Origin of the sequence: Flavobacterium anhuiense (assembly GCF_050990855.1) — a bacterium.
In the GTDB taxonomy this organism is placed as follows: Bacteria; Bacteroidota; Bacteroidia; order Flavobacteriales; family Flavobacteriaceae; genus Flavobacterium; species Flavobacterium anhuiense_C.
Genome location: NZ_CP158861.1, coordinates 5,359,055 through 5,373,508, shown reverse-complemented (window position 1 = coordinate 5,373,508; position 14,454 = coordinate 5,359,055). Strand labels below are relative to the sequence as shown.

Here is a 14,454-nt window from a genome sequence, read left to right as displayed (position 1 = left end):
TTGCTAAAATTTAATAAGACACTATTGTATAAACTTTACCTCCATCTAAAATAAACTCTTCAAAAGAGCGCTCTTTAATTTGTTCTAGTTTTTCATGACAATTAGGACACTTTTTTATTAATTGATTATTAGAATCTTTTTCATTTTTAAGAAAAACTAAATTTTCTCTGTTTAATAAAAGTTTCAAACGCTCGTTAATTTCACTTGGATGAATATTTGAATAATTTTGAAATTCATCCTTTGTTAGTGAAGTTATAAATAATTCGTTTTCTGAAGAATTGAAAACACCAATAATTCCGATAAAGCTCATTGTCCAATTGTTCCCTACTATATCAAACGAAGAAGTATTTAAAAAGCAATTGTGGCATTTTAGGTCAATAACTTTTCCTTCTGAGATATTTTCTTCTTTAAAATAGAACTTCATTAATTGAGATATTTCGTTAAAATAGTTAAAAAATCTTGTTCGAGTTCTATATCTGTCCCTTGATCTGGAATTCTGAAACTTTTCACTTCAGGCAATACGCCAACTACTAAAGAATTAAATTCAGAATCTTCTAAAATTAAATCATAAGGAGGCGCCATCATAGTTACAAGTTTCATGTCATTTTCTGCAATCGAAAATTCATTTAGGAAAGTATTGATTTTTTCCCTGTCTTCTAAATTCAATATAACTTCTACGTTGCTTTTGCCTCGTTTGGTAATTATTAATTTCGAAATCCTACTAATCTGAATTAGATTATTGGCTTCTAAAAAATCAATTAATTTTTTCATAAAAATATGTTTTTACTTAATCGGCAATGTCAATTTATAAATCTTGGTTTCTAAAAGTTCAGTGTCATTGTCTTCACAAAGCAGAAACTCGATTTTATTATTTTCTTTTTTGTATAAAGTCAAACCTTCAAATTTATTGGTTGCTGTGATTTTTTGAGTGAAATCTATCTTCATGGTTTTTATGTCAATTCTTCCAATGAAACTTCCTAAGATTGTACCGTCGTCATAAGTTGATTTAGTGTCTTCGGCAGTTGAAAGGAAATAGATTTTATCGTCTACCAAAACGGCATCGGTAAAACTGGAACGAACGCCTTTTATTTTTGGAAGTTTATAATTGACAGAAATCAAAGCAAATTCTTCTCCAAGATTTTTGGCGTGAATGGTAAAAATCGTGTTTTTGTTAGTGGCGCCGTTTCCGCGATTGAATAAATACCAATTTTCTCCATCGAAAATAGCACCTTCCAGATTAAAATTTTCGGGTTTTATTTCTCCGAAATTCTGCATGACAGCGTACAAATCGACTAAATTGTTCTTTTGCAAAACGGTTTTTGATTTGATATCAAACTCAATCATTTTATTTCGGTTTTCAGTAGAACCAGAACCAAAAACATAAAGCGTGTCGTTATGATGCGTTAAAGACTCAAAATCGGGTTTTAGGTTTTTCGGGATATTTTGGGTCGGATTGTCAATTAAAGCGTGTTGGTTTAATTGTTTGTTTTCGATATTGTATTCGTAAAGGAATCCGCTGTTGTCGCCAATTACGTAAAGAGAATTGTTATTGAAGAATAATCCTGATGCAGAACCGATTCCGATGATTTGAAATAATATTTCTAATGTGAATTTTTCCATGAGTATTGTTTTGAAAATAAGTGCCTAGCTCTGATAATATTGCAATGAATAGCAGTTCCGATAGCTATCGGAATTCGTAAAATTAGTATATTTAAGATATAAAAATTGTAAAATATGAAATCAATAGATCCGAAAGATTTTAAAGTTGTAGATAAAATTAAGCTAAAAGACATTCCGACTTTATTATCTGTAAAAGCCGATGACGACGAAAAAGAAGAGAAATTAGATAAGGTACAAGCCAAATTAAGCGATTTGCAAGATGTAATGTATGCACACAATAAATATAGCGTTTTGATTTGTCTGCAAGGAATGGATACTTCGGGGAAAGACAGTTTGATTCGTGAAGTTTTTAAAGAATTTAATGCGCGTGGAGTAGTGGTGCATAGTTTTAAAACGCCAACTTCGGCAGAACTGGAACATGATTATTTATGGCGACATTATATTGCACTTCCAGAAAAAGGAAAATTTGCGATTTTTAATAGAACGCATTATGAGAATATTTTGGTGACGCGTGTGCATCCTGAATATATTTTGGGCGAAAACTTGCCAGGAATTAATTCTGTAGATGATATCACGCCTGATTTTTGGAAAAATAGAATTGAACAGATTAATAATTTTGAAAAGCATATTTCTCAAAACGGAACAATTGTAATGAAATTCTATCTTCATTTGAGTAAAGAAGAACAGCGTCAACGTTTACTACGCCGTTTGGATGAAGAAAAACACAATTGGAAATTTTCGCCAAGCGATTTGACAGAACGCGGCTATTGGGATGATTATATGAAGTATTATGAGGAAGCGATCAATAAAACGTCGACCCCACATGCGCCTTGGTATGTTGTTCCAGCAGATGATAAAGAGATGTCGCGTTATATTGTAGCTAAAATTATTTGGGAAGAAATGAAAAAACATACCGATATTGCAGAACCTGAATTAGACGAAAAAACGGCTGCAAATATCGAGTTGTATAAAAAGGAATTGGGGGAGAAGGTTAGGTAATTAGATAATTTGAAACCCGGCAGGTTTTAAAAACCTGTCGGGTTTATTTTATAACTGTAAATTTTTCTTTTCAAATAAAAAACCCGACAGACTCCTCAGACTGTCGGGTTTTTACCAAAAACAAAATAATAAATTAAACCTATTTTTTATAGTTTAAAACCATAAGCAACACGCAATGCTACTTGATTAGTTCTAAAGTCATGATAATCTTCGTAACGAACACTTAAGTCGATGTACTTGTTGGCATATCCAATACCAGGAGCCCATAAAAAGGTGGTTTGGTTGTAACCATTTGTTACTGCAAAACCAGCACCAAGTTCTCCTAAAACATAAAATTGATCTTTTAATACAAAGGCTTTAAAGCCTGCTTTGGCTGGAATAAATCCAAGATCTTTTACGTTGTTTCCAAGGTCATCTTTTCCCATAAATAGGTTTGTAAAACCTGTTGTTAAGGTCAAAGATGTTTTCTTAGAAAGATCATATTGTAAACGAACGTCTCCCCCAAGAGCCCAATCGTAATCGCCATCGGTTGGAAGTCCTCCATTTAATCCGACTCCTAATCTAAATCCTTGATCGTAATTTGTCGCTTCTGTTTCTTGAGCGAATGTCGTGTTGGCAAATAAAAACGTGAACGCAGCTAGGCATAACATCTGTACTTTTTTCATGGCTTATATTTTTGAAATTTCTATGATGTAAAATTATATGCAAGGCGTTTGGAGTTTGTTATACAATTTTCAGGAATCGTTACATAATATTGAGTTCGTCTTATTTTTGTCTTAAAATCGGGATATATTTTTATTGATAGGATAGAATTCGAAGCTTCTGATTATCTTTGCCGCTTAAAATAGAATACAAGTGAATTTAAAGCAGTACACCAAAGAGTTTTCATATAATTTAAGACTAGCATATCCCGTAATTTTAGGTATGGTTGGACATACTTTAATTGGTATTGTCGACAATATAATGGTGGGTAAAATTGGAAGTACAGAATTGGCGGCAGTTTCACTTGGTAATAGTATGATTTTTATCGCGATGTCTTTAGGAATTGGATTTTCTACCGCTATTACACCAATCGTTGCCGAAGGCGACGCTGAGAAAAACGACACCAAAATTCGTTCTGCTTTTCATCACGGTCTATTCCTATGTACGATTCTAGGTTTGGTCCTTTTTACCGTCATCATGTTTGCAAAACCTATTATGGAATTGCTAAAACAGCCTGCAGATGTTATTGTGCTTGCTAAACCTTATTTAGGTTGGGTTGCCTTTTCTTTGATTCCGCTGGTGATGTATCAAGGATACAAACAATTTGCAGACGGAATGTCATTAACCAAATACTCGATGTATGCAATGGTGATGGCAAACGTATTACACGTTGGAATCAACTATGTTTTGATTTACGGAATTTGGATTTTTCCAAAAATGGGAATTATCGGAGCCGCTTTAGGAACCGTAATTTCGAGAATATTTTTGGTTATGTTCATGCATATCATGCTTTCGCGAAGAGATGATTTAAAACGCTTTTTTAAAGGTTTTAGTTTTAATGAAATACAAAAAGCAACGATAAAAAAGATTATCAGCATCGGATTTCCTTCTGCCATGCAAATGCTTTTTGAAGTGGTTTTGTTTACCGCTTCGATCTGGCTTTGCGGCAATATAGGAAAAACAAGTCAGGCAGCAAATCAGATTGCTTTGAGTTTGGCTTCGATGACTTTTATGTTTGCAATGGGATTAAGCGTAACATCGATGGTACGTGTTAGTAACCAAAGAGGTTTAATGGATTATAAAAAACTAGTCGTTGTAGCGCGTTCTATTTTCTTGTTGGCCATTATTTTAGAGACCATTTTTGCCATTTTCTTTATCGTTTTCCACGATTATCTTCCGCACATTTTCTTGAATATGGAAAATACAGGACAGATTTTAGATAATGAAGAAGTAATTGGAATCGCATCAAAATTGCTTTTAATTGCGGCTGTTTTTCAAATCTCTGATGGAATTCAGGTTGTGGTTTTGGGCGCTTTGCGCGGATTGCAAGATGTAAAAATTCCGATGTATATCACTTTTGTAGCGTATTGGGTTATTGGTTTTCCTATTTCTTATTATTTAGGAGAACACACAGAACTGAAAGCGCAAGGAGTTTGGATCGGACTTTTGGCAGGTTTGACTGCGGCGGCAATTTCGCTATACATTCGTTTTCATTACTTAACCAAGAGATTAATTGAAAATTCAGACGCAGAATAATTAAATTTGAAAAATATATGCTGCTGAGGAAGAAAAGAAATCCTTTTTAATCATTTTAATCAGTGGCAAAAAAAAATAATCAATCACTAAAAAAAAATAGACACACATGGAATTACCTAAATTTTTACTTGGAGACAACACCGATTTTCCAGATGATATTTTTATCATCCACTTAGATTATCCAAGATTTATCATCAATTTGAAAGATGATGAGGTGGAATTTTTAGAAGAAGCAGAAGATCTTGACGAAGCAGAATTAAACATCGAAATGGAAGGTTTAATTGAAAAAGCAAACGAGTTTTACGACCGCGAAATAAACCGTTACGAAGAGTAATTGGTTTTCCTGATTTTACGTTCTTACACTATTTTTAATGAAAAATTTACGTTTCTTAAAACCGATTTTTAGTTTTATAGTAATCGGATTATTGATTACAACTCTAAGTCGAATCTTTTTATTTTTTCTTTTTAAAGAAAGAGTAGTGGAGACGCCAGATTTCTGGTATATTTTTCCAATCGGTCTTCGAATGGATTTAATACTGCTTTGTTATTTGTCGTTTCTTCCAGCTTTGCTAATTACTTTTCTGCCGAACAAAGCGATAAAGTTTACCAATAAGTTTTTGGTCATTTATAGTTTTCTATTTCTGTTTTTAATTCTTTTCGTAGAATTGGCTTCACCAGATTTTGTAAAACAATACGATACGCGTCCGAATAAGATTTTCTTGGATTATCTTATTTATCCAAAAGAAGTGGTCGGAATGCTTTTAAAAAGTTACCTGACTTCGATTATTGTAACTTTCCTGATTTTAGGCGTTGTGCTTTATTTGGCTTTCAAAAAAGGAAAACAACTATTCTATACGGTAAATACAGATTATAAATTTAAATTAATGGTTTTTCCATTAGTGGCTTTTTTATTGTTTTTTGGAGCGCGTTCAAGTCTAACTTCAAAACGTCCTATTAATGCAAGTAATGCTGTTTTTTCGACCGATCAGTTAACTAATACGTTGGGATTAAATTCATTTTATACGGTAGCTTTTGCAGCGTATTCTATCAAAAATGAAGGAAATACCAAAATGTACGGTAAAATGGACGAAGCCGAAGCTGTTGCTCGTGTAAAAAAATACATGATTGCTGGACCAAACGATTTTACAGATGCTAATATCCCGCTTTTACATGTCCAACAGCCAGATTCTGTTGTGCAGAAACCGTATAACTTAGTAATATTTTTGCAAGAAAGTTTAGGTGCAGAATACGTTGGAATTTTAGGAGGAAAACCATTAACGCCAGAATTTGATAAATTATCGAAAGAAGGGACTTTATTCACCAATTTGTATTGTACAGGAACCAGAAGTGTCCGTGGAATTGAAGCGGTTGTAACGGGATTTTTACCTTCACCATCAGAAAGTGTTGTAAAACTTGGAAACTCACAACAAGGCTTTTTTACTTTAGCGGAAGCGTTAAAACAAAAAGGTTATGAGACTAGTTTCATTTATGGGGGAATGGCAAATTTTGATAACATGGCTTCTTTCTTTAATGGAAATGGATTTAGTGATATTGTCGATCAAGAAGATTTTGATTCTGATGGAAACAAATATGCTTTCAAAGGAACTTGGGGCTATTCGGATGAAGATTTAGTTACTAAAGCTAATAACTATTTCAAATCAAAAGGAGATAAACCATTTTTCTCTTTGATGTTTTCGACTTCAAATCATGAACCTTTCGAATATCCAGCAGGAAGAATTAAACCTTATGATAAAAAGCCTGCTACGGTAAATAATGCTATGAAATACGCTGATTTCTCTATTGGGAAATTTTTCGAAATGGCAAAAAAAGAAGCGTATTTCAAAAACACAATTTTTATTGTTATTGCCGATCACAATACAAGAACGTATGGTAAAAATTTAGTTCCGATAAATAAATTCCATATTCCAGCATTTATTATGGGACCTGGCGTTGCAAAAGGAGCCGTTTACGATAGATTAGCAAGTCAGATTGATATTCCGCCGACATTATTAGGTTATTTAGGAATGCCATTTGAAACGCCAATGGTAGGGAGAAACTTGACAAAGTTAGATCCAAAAGTACAAGGAAGGTCTATCATGCAGTTTAATGATATCAATGCTTTTAGAGTAGAAAACCAAGTGGTAATCATGCAACCCAATTTGAAACCGCTTCAATTCGAAATTAAAAACGATACGACTTTAATTCCTGTAAAACTAAATGAAGATTTAGCAAAAGATGCTTTAGCACATGTTATAACAGCGGGCAATTTGTATAAAGAAAGCAAATATAAGTTGCGCAAAAAATAGGTTCAAAGGAGCAAAGAGGCAAAGGTTCAAAGGTTTTTACTTTGAACCTTTGTCTTTTTTAGAAAAATATTGAAATCGAAAAGATTTGTCATTTCGACGAAGGAGAAATTCTCGTTGCTTAATCTACAAAGATTGATATACTTTGTGGAGCTACTTGCGGAGATTTCTCCTTCGTCGAAATGACAAGATTGTGTATAGAGATTGTTGAGAGGAATAGGTTCAAAAGAATAATAAGGGGCAAAGCGACTTTTTTTTACTCTGAACCTTTGTCCCTTTGAGCCTTTGCCCCTTTATTAAAATACAATTTTAATAACTCAGAAGCAGCTGCAAACGATGAAATTTCATTGTTTTGCACTGCTTTTTTGCTTTCTTCCAATAGTGAAATAATTTCAGGTTGATTATAGAAATTTTGCATCAATTGTTCGTTGATGGTTTCCATCATCCAGAAATGATTTTGTTCGTTTCTTTTTTCTTGGAAAAATCCGCTTTCTTTTGTGAGTTCGAGATAATCAGAAATCGTATTCCAAACTTCTGGAATTCCTTCCTTTGTCAGCGAACTGCAAGTACTCACTTTTGGTTGCCAGTTTGATTTTTTTGTCGGAAATAAATGCAGCGCCCGATTAAAATCCACTTTTGCTTGGTTGGCTTTTTTTACGTTATCGCCATCTGCTTTATTGATAACAATTGCATCTGCCATTTCCATAATACCGCGCTTGATGCCTTGAAGTTCATCGCCCGCACCGGAAATTTTTAAAAGTAGAAAGAAGTCGACCATGCTATGAACGGCAGTTTCACTTTGGCCAACGCCAACTGTTTCGATAATAATAGTATCAAAACCTGCCGCTTCGCATAGAATTATAGTTTCTCGAGTTTTGCGAGCCACACCGCCTAAAGTCTCACCAGAAGCACTTGGTCGAATAAAAGCATTTTCATCTTTAACCAATTCTTCCATTCGGGTTTTGTCACCCAAAATGCTTCCGTGCGAAAGCGAACTACTTGGATCAACCGCCAAAACGGCAACTTTTTTTCCAAGTTCTGTCAGATGTTTTCCAAAAGCCTCAATAAATGTACTTTTTCCAACACCAGGAACACCCGTAATTCCAATGCGGAGAGATTTGTTAGCATGAGCTAAACAGCCTTGAACGACTTCACCCGCTTTTTCAAAATGATCGGGATTGGTGCTTTCTATTAAAGTAATGGCACGACTAAGAGAAGTTCTGTTTCCTCCTAAAATGCCATTAATCAATTCTTGAGAAGTGGGCTGCTGTCTGCGTTTGTTTTTAATTTGATTGATAGCCGAAATATTGGTGATTTCGGGTGATGAAATTCCAGCTTTTTCAGATATACTGCCGGCTTGTTTATTAGAATTTGACAAAACGCACTTTTTAGAAATGTAAAAGTACAGAAAACTAAAACAGTTTCAAAAGACAATCATGCCTTTGAAACTGTATAAATTTATTTGCCACGAATTCACGAATTATTGTTGCATTTTTTTGTCTTCCTAAGCGAAGTCGAAGGACACGAAAGTAGCTCGTCAAAGATTGGCGATTTTAAGGAAGCAGTTTTTCGTGTAATTAATATTTTAGTAAAGATGGGATAATTCGGTTATAAAATAATTCGTGAATTCGTGGCTAAAAAAACTTAGAATCTTAGTGCCTTAGCAACTTAGCATCTTTAAAAATTAATATCCAGCTGTAAATCTAACTTGATGGTGTTTTGGGTTTTCTGCTTCGTCAGCGATAACAACTGCTAAATCTTCTACAGATAAAATACTTCTTTGCTCATCATTGAAAACTGGGTTTTCTAATCCTAAACGGTATTTACCAGTTCTTCCAGTTTTAGTTCCAGCATGCATTTCGAAAGCAGGGCTAAAGAATGCCCAATCTAAATCCTTTTCTTCTTTGATGATATTTAAATAATGTCTTGCTGCGTTTGCTCCTGGGAAAATTTCTTTTGGAAAATCTGGAGTGTCAACCGCTTGCAAGTCAGGAGCCACATATAAACTTCCTGCACCACCGATAGTGATGAAACGTTTTACACCCGATTTTTTAACCGCTTCTTGAATTGCTTTAGAGCCTGCTAAAAAGTCATCGTAAATATTTGGATTTGTCCATCCTGGATTATAAGCATTGATAACAGCATCATGACCTTTTAAGATTGCAGCCAAAGCATCAACATTAAAAATATCGGCAGCAACCCAAGTTGCGTTTGCTGTGTCTTTTGGAGTTCTTGCGATAGCAGTGATTTCATGTTTTCTGTCTGCTAATTCGTTTAAAAGTGCTGAGCCAACAAATCCTGTAGCTCCAATAAGTGCGATTTTCATAATATATAAATTTATTTAGTAATAAAAAATGTTACAGTTTAGATTAAAAAAATAGTTTTAAAATTGATTCGAAAAATCTTCCAATGAAATTCCTTCCAGCTGTGCGCTGACTTTCTGATTCATTTCGCTGTATAAATTCTCCAAATGCTGATTGATATTTTTTCCAACAGGACAATCAGGATTCGGCTGATTTTTAGCAAAACCTAAACCAATCGTTTCAAAGGTCATTTCGAATATCTGTTTTAAAGTCAGATCAGCAGCGTTAACTGCCAATTTTGTACCTCCATTTTTTCCTTCTTTACTTTCTACGATATGATGTGCTTTTAAATTGGCAATTTCTTTTCGAACCAAAACAGGATTCAAATTAATACTCCCCGCAATAAACTCCGATGATAAATAATCATTGGGGAATTTATGGAGCAGCGTAAGAATGTGAATCGTTATGGCAAATTTACCTGAAATCATACTGTAATAAAATATGTTACAAATTTACGTCTTTTTGCAACACAAAATACTAATTTAACTATTTTTTTGGAAATGAGTGATTAGTGATTAGTAATTAGTTAAAAGTGATTGGTTAAAAGTTATTAGTAAAAGTAAAAAGTGGATAGGGATAAGCTATTTGCAAATGTTATATTTTTAACAAAAGTAAATTACAAGTTACGGTTACCACAAAAGGCTAATTACTAATCACTTTTCACTAATCACTAAAATATAAATACCTATTTTTGTCTTGATCTTACGAAATGAACAACTTTATTCTAATATTTCTTTTTCTAACACTCGGATTGATTTTACAACGCGTAAAACAATTTCCTACCCATATTTATAAGACGCTCAATAAAATTGTTATTTATTTCTGTCTTCCTGCAATTACTTTATACCATATTCCGAAGATAAAATGGAGCAGCGAATTATTGTTTCCAATAGGAGCGGGGTGGATTACTTATATTCTGGCTTTTATTTTTTTTCATTTTTTAGGAAGAAGAAATGGCTGGTCCAACAAATTGATTGGATGTTTGATTTTAACAGCTGGATTAAGTAATAGTTCTTTTCTTGGTTATCCGATTATTGAAGCTTTATTTGGAAAAAAAGGTTTAGAAACTGCAGTTCTAGTAGATCAGCCAGGAACTTTTGTGGTGGTTTCTACTTTAGGAGTTTTTACAGCCGCCTTTTATTCTAAAGGAAGTCCAGATGCATTAGGAATTTTCAAAAAGATCATTTTGTTTCCTCCTTTCATCATGTTTGTTATTGCTTGTTTAATGAATATTTTTCAAGTTGATTTAAATGAAAATCTCCAATCGGCATTATTAAAAATTGGAAGTTTGGTAACACCTCTAGCATTACTTTCTGTTGGATTGCAATTAACTTTTGATCGAAAAAGTCAGCATTGGAAATTCTTAAGATTGGGACTTTTCTTTAAATTGCTTTTAATTCCTTTCGTGATTTTTATTTTATACGTTTTTATTTTCAATCAACATTCTGAAGTGATAAAAATTACTATTATGGAAACCGCAATGGCACCCATGATTACCGGTGCAATCTTAGCTTCAACTTATGGCTTAAAACCAAAATTAAGCAGTATGATGATTGGTTTCGGAATTCCAATCTCGTTTGTGACGCTGGCTTTTTGGTATTTCATTCTGACTTTTATTTAGTAGTAAAATACTAATTATATCGACAAAGTAGAATTTTAACTTTTTTTAAGAAAAGGAATGCTTTCTATATTCTTTTTTTGGTTAATTTTAGAGGAACTAAAAAAGATAAAATTATGTCAACATTAAGATTAGGCGATATAGCTCCAGATTTTCAAGCAGAAACGACACAGGGGCCAATTAATTTTCACGAATGGTTAGGAGATTCTTGGGGTGTTTTATTTTCGCATCCAGCAGATTTTACTCCAGTTTGTACTACTGAATTAGGAACTGTAGCGAATTATGTTCCTGAATTTAAAAAAAGAAATACAAAGGTTATTGCTTTGAGTGTAGACGGTTTAGACTCACATAAAGAATGGATTAAAGATATTAACGAAACTCAAAATACAGAAGTAAATTTCCCAATTATTGCCGATGAAGATAAAAAAGTAGCCAATCTATACGATATGCTTCATCCAAATGCAAGTGATAAATTTACAGTGCGTTCTGTTTTTGTGATCGGACCAGATAAAAAAATCAAACTTACGTTGACGTATCCGGCTTCTACTGGAAGAAATTTTGATGAATTGCTTCGTGTAATCGATAGTTTGCAATTGACTGCAAATTACAGCGTTGCAACTCCAGCTAACTGGAAAGATGGTGAAGATGTAGTTATTGCTCCGGCAATTCCAGATAGCGATATTCCAGCTAAATTCCCAAAAGGACATACACCGATTAAACCGTATTTGCGTTTGACACCGCAGCCGAATAAATAATTTTGAGTCGCTAAGTTTCTGAGATACTAAGATTCTAAGTTTTTTAGATGGCGTAATAAAATAAAAAGGCGTTGATATTTTCATAAATTGAAGTATCAGCGCCTTTTTTTAATCATCTTAGTATCTCAGAAACTTAGAAGCTTACTTAGCTGCCAACAAAGCTGTCATTCTTTTTTTATCTCCTACGACCCAGAGAATATCGTTTTTCTCTAAAATTAAACTCGATTCTGGATTAAGAATACGATTTCCATTTCGTTCAATTCCAACGACCATCCCATCCGTTTTAGCTCTGAATTGTCCGATGCTTTTTTGAATAAATTCATCTTGAGAAACTTCAAGCTGACGTAAAACAATATCAGTCTCTTCAACTTTTACCTGTGGTTCTGTTTCGTTTTGGGTTAGAAATTTTGTGAATTCAGCAATTTGGGCATCGGTTCCAATTACGCAAATTTCATCACCAGGAAACAAACGTTCGTTTTTGGTTGGGATTGGAATTGTGACTTCTCCTCGTTTAATATAGGCGATATTAATACCTAATTGCTCACGAATTTTAAGTTCTTGTAAAGTTTGTCCAACCAGATTCGATTCTTTTTTAATTTCAAAGAAAGACATGTGTCCGTCCCAAGGCATTAAATTAGCATATCTTCTGTCGATCTTTTTGTTTTCGCGATCGTTGAAGTTTTTCAAAAAGTGATTTTCAATTTTATGATATTGCTCGTTTAGTTTTTTAGGGAAAATTTGATACGCTCCAATTGCTATAATCAGTGCTACGAAAGCAACCAAAGGAGAGAAGAAAATATTCAATAAAAAGCCAACAAAGAATAAACCAAGGCTCATTCTAATCAAAATAAGCATTAAAAGTGCGCCTCGATATTTACGTTCTTCCCAAAGCGCTTCGACTTCATCTACTTTTACGCGACGAAGCGATAGTGCCCATAAAAACGGCGCAATTACGACTAAAGTCAGCAAAGCGGCTAAAGTATTTCCGAATCTTGTATCGGCTACCAGTGGCGCTACAAATTTGGATGACAATAGAATAATTGCTGTAATAATAATGGTGTGAAGAATAATTTGTGTAATCGAAGAACGAAGCACAATTTGCCAAGTGCTTACCGATTTAATAGCTTGGGCATTGACACTATATCGGTTGATGTTTTTAACCCATTTTTTTGGCATTTTTGATTCTAAAAAGAGAGCAAAACGCTCCGAATATTTGATTAAAAATGGAGTGGTAAATGTGGTAATGGCAGAGACGGCAACAATAATTGGATATAAGAAATCGCTTGTAACTTTTAACGTCATTCCTAGTGTTGCAATAATAAAAGAGAACTCGCCAATTTGTGCCAAACTCATTCCGGTTTGAACTGATTGTTTTAATGGCTGACCAGAAATTAAAGCTCCAATAGAAGAGCTAAAAGCTTTTCCAAAAATGGTCAGTAAAGTGATTATGGCAACTGGAAGTGCATAATTAATCAATGTTACCGGATTAATTAACATTCCGACTGATACGAAAAAAACAGCCCCAAAAAAGTCTTTTACAGGCTGAATTAAATGTTCAATTTTTTCTGCCATGGTGGTTTCAGCAATAATAGATCCCATGATGAAAGCGCCTAATGCTGGAGAGAAACCAACATTAGAAGCAAAAATAACCATCATTAAGCACAATGCCAATGAGATGATCAGCAGCATTTCGTCTGTTAGCAGATGTTTTGCTTTTTTAAAAATTGTCGGAATAATAAAAATCCCTCCTAAGAACCAGATAATCAAAAAGAAAATAAGTTTTAAAACAGATTGTAATAATGCTGTGCCAGAAACCTGATCGCTTACGGCAATAGTTGATAATAAAACCAACATTAAAATGGCAACAATGTCTTCTACGATTAAAGCTCCGAAAACAATTCCGACGAACTTTTTTCCTTTAACTCCCAATTCATCAAAAGCTCTGATAATAATTGTTGTGGAGGAAATAGACAGTGTCGCTCCCAAGAAAATACTATCCATTTTTCCCCAGCCCATCCACTGCCCCACACCATAACCAATTACGGTCATAAATAAAATTTGTGTTATGGCGGTGACAGACGAAGTTCCTCCAACCTTCATTAGTTTCTTAAAGCTGAATTCGAGTCCTAAACTAAAAAGTAAAAATATAACCCCAATTTCTGCCCAGACTTCGACACTTTTCATGTCGGTTATAGAGGGGAAAAAATCAAAATGGTTTCCTGCCAAAAAACCTGCAATCAGGTAACCTAAAACCAAAGGTTGTTTTAATCTTTTAAATAATAGAACGGCAATTCCGGCAGTCATTAGGATGAGTCCTAAATCACTAATCAAAGGCTGTAAATGGTGTGTGCTTTCGGCTGCGGCGCTTAGTGCAATCATAGTTGGTATTTTAGTTTTCGGGGAGTTTGGTCCAGCTTTTCATCGAAAGTTTTTGTTCAAAATCTGGCTTTTTTAATAAAAAAAACTTTTATAATGTAAATCACTGAACTCCAACGAAAATAAAGCCAAGTGAAGTAATTTGGACTACTCCGGGTTAAATAAAAAAAGCTATCTCGATA

The 14,454-nt window shown here is 34.0% G+C and carries 14 protein-coding genes; 6 read left to right on the top strand and 8 right to left on the bottom strand.

Features of this window, described 5'->3' with window-relative positions; translation table 11 throughout:
- Positions 1 to 10: 10 nt before the first annotated feature.
- Genes ABTV69_RS23075 through ABTV69_RS23065 form a run of 3 tightly spaced genes read right to left on the bottom strand, consistent with a single transcriptional unit; the run spans position 11 to position 1,620 of the window.
- Entirely contained in the window at positions 11 to 424 is a 414-nt protein-coding gene (locus tag ABTV69_RS23075; protein WP_433833083.1) for a hypothetical protein, read from the bottom strand.
- Complete coding sequence (locus ABTV69_RS23070) at positions 424 to 771, bottom strand: hypothetical protein (RefSeq protein ID WP_433833081.1); 348 nt, start codon at positions 769 to 771, stop codon at positions 424 to 426. Before ABTV69_RS23070 ends, ABTV69_RS23075 begins: the two co-directional genes overlap by 1 nt.
- A 12-nt stretch (positions 772 to 783) precedes the next feature.
- Positions 784 to 1,620 carry a DUF6929 family protein gene (locus tag ABTV69_RS23065; protein ID WP_433833079.1) on the bottom strand — a complete coding sequence of 279 codons (837 nt, stop codon included), beginning with the start codon at positions 1,618 to 1,620 and terminating at the stop codon, positions 784 to 786.
- Between the two features lie 114 nt (positions 1,621 to 1,734).
- On the opposite strand from ABTV69_RS23065, the gene ABTV69_RS23060 reads away from it, so the two are divergent.
- Positions 1,735 to 2,619, top strand: a complete 885-nt coding sequence (locus ABTV69_RS23060) for a PPK2 family polyphosphate kinase (protein ID WP_433833077.1) — start codon at positions 1,735 to 1,737, stop codon at positions 2,617 to 2,619.
- A 146-nt stretch (positions 2,620 to 2,765) separates the two neighbouring features.
- Here the strand turns inward: ABTV69_RS23060 and ABTV69_RS23055 are convergent, their stop codons facing one another.
- Entirely contained in the window at positions 2,766 to 3,284 is a 519-nt protein-coding gene (locus tag ABTV69_RS23055; RefSeq protein ID WP_433833075.1) for a hypothetical protein, read from the bottom strand.
- A gap of 190 nt (positions 3,285 to 3,474) precedes the next feature.
- On the opposite strand from ABTV69_RS23055, the gene ABTV69_RS23050 reads away from it, so the two are divergent.
- The 3 genes from ABTV69_RS23050 to ABTV69_RS23040 all read left to right on the top strand — a co-directional run bounded on the left by ABTV69_RS23050 (position 3,475) and on the right by ABTV69_RS23040 (position 7,163).
- Positions 3,475 to 4,857 (top strand): MATE family efflux transporter, encoded by a 1,383-nt coding sequence (locus ABTV69_RS23050; protein ID WP_433833073.1) that lies wholly within the window; start codon positions 3,475 to 3,477, stop codon positions 4,855 to 4,857.
- Between the two features lie 106 nt (positions 4,858 to 4,963).
- Positions 4,964 to 5,191, top strand: a complete 228-nt coding sequence (locus tag ABTV69_RS23045) for a hypothetical protein (protein ID WP_379697065.1) — start codon at positions 4,964 to 4,966, stop codon at positions 5,189 to 5,191.
- A 37-nt stretch (positions 5,192 to 5,228) separates the two neighbouring features.
- Positions 5,229 to 7,163: an LTA synthase family protein gene (locus ABTV69_RS23040; protein ID WP_433833070.1), complete on the top strand. Its 1,935-nt coding sequence runs from the start codon at positions 5,229 to 5,231 to the stop codon at positions 7,161 to 7,163.
- A gap of 253 nt (positions 7,164 to 7,416) precedes the next feature.
- On the opposite strand, the gene meaB is transcribed toward ABTV69_RS23040, so the two are convergent.
- The 3 genes from meaB to ABTV69_RS23025 form a co-directional block, all read right to left on the bottom strand.
- Positions 7,417 to 8,538: a methylmalonyl Co-A mutase-associated GTPase MeaB gene (gene meaB, locus ABTV69_RS23035; RefSeq protein ID WP_433833068.1), complete on the bottom strand. Its 1,122-nt coding sequence runs from the start codon at positions 8,536 to 8,538 to the stop codon at positions 7,417 to 7,419.
- A 306-nt stretch (positions 8,539 to 8,844) separates the two neighbouring features.
- The gene (locus tag ABTV69_RS23030; protein WP_433833066.1) at positions 8,845 to 9,486 is read right to left on the bottom strand and encodes an NAD(P)-dependent oxidoreductase; all 642 of its coding nucleotides are present in this window, start codon (positions 9,484 to 9,486) and stop codon (positions 8,845 to 8,847) included.
- Between the two features lie 57 nt (positions 9,487 to 9,543).
- Positions 9,544 to 9,951 (bottom strand): RrF2 family transcriptional regulator, encoded by a 408-nt coding sequence (locus tag ABTV69_RS23025; RefSeq protein WP_433833064.1) that lies wholly within the window; start codon positions 9,949 to 9,951, stop codon positions 9,544 to 9,546.
- 281 nt (positions 9,952 to 10,232) lie between these two features.
- On the opposite strand from ABTV69_RS23025, the gene ABTV69_RS23020 reads away from it, so the two are divergent.
- Both ABTV69_RS23020 and ABTV69_RS23015 read left to right on the top strand, forming a co-directional pair.
- The gene (locus ABTV69_RS23020; protein ID WP_433833062.1) at positions 10,233 to 11,144 is read left to right on the top strand and encodes an AEC family transporter; all 912 of its coding nucleotides are present in this window, start codon (positions 10,233 to 10,235) and stop codon (positions 11,142 to 11,144) included.
- A 113-nt stretch (positions 11,145 to 11,257) separates the two neighbouring features.
- Positions 11,258 to 11,896: a peroxiredoxin gene (locus ABTV69_RS23015; protein ID WP_008468040.1), complete on the top strand. Its 639-nt coding sequence runs from the start codon at positions 11,258 to 11,260 to the stop codon at positions 11,894 to 11,896.
- A 141-nt stretch (positions 11,897 to 12,037) separates the two neighbouring features.
- On the opposite strand, the gene ABTV69_RS23010 is transcribed toward ABTV69_RS23015, so the two are convergent.
- On the bottom strand, positions 12,038 to 14,275 hold the full coding sequence (locus ABTV69_RS23010; protein WP_433833060.1) for a cation:proton antiporter domain-containing protein: 2,238 nt from the start codon (positions 14,273 to 14,275) through the stop codon (positions 12,038 to 12,040).
- Positions 14,276 to 14,454: the final 179 nt, after the last annotated feature.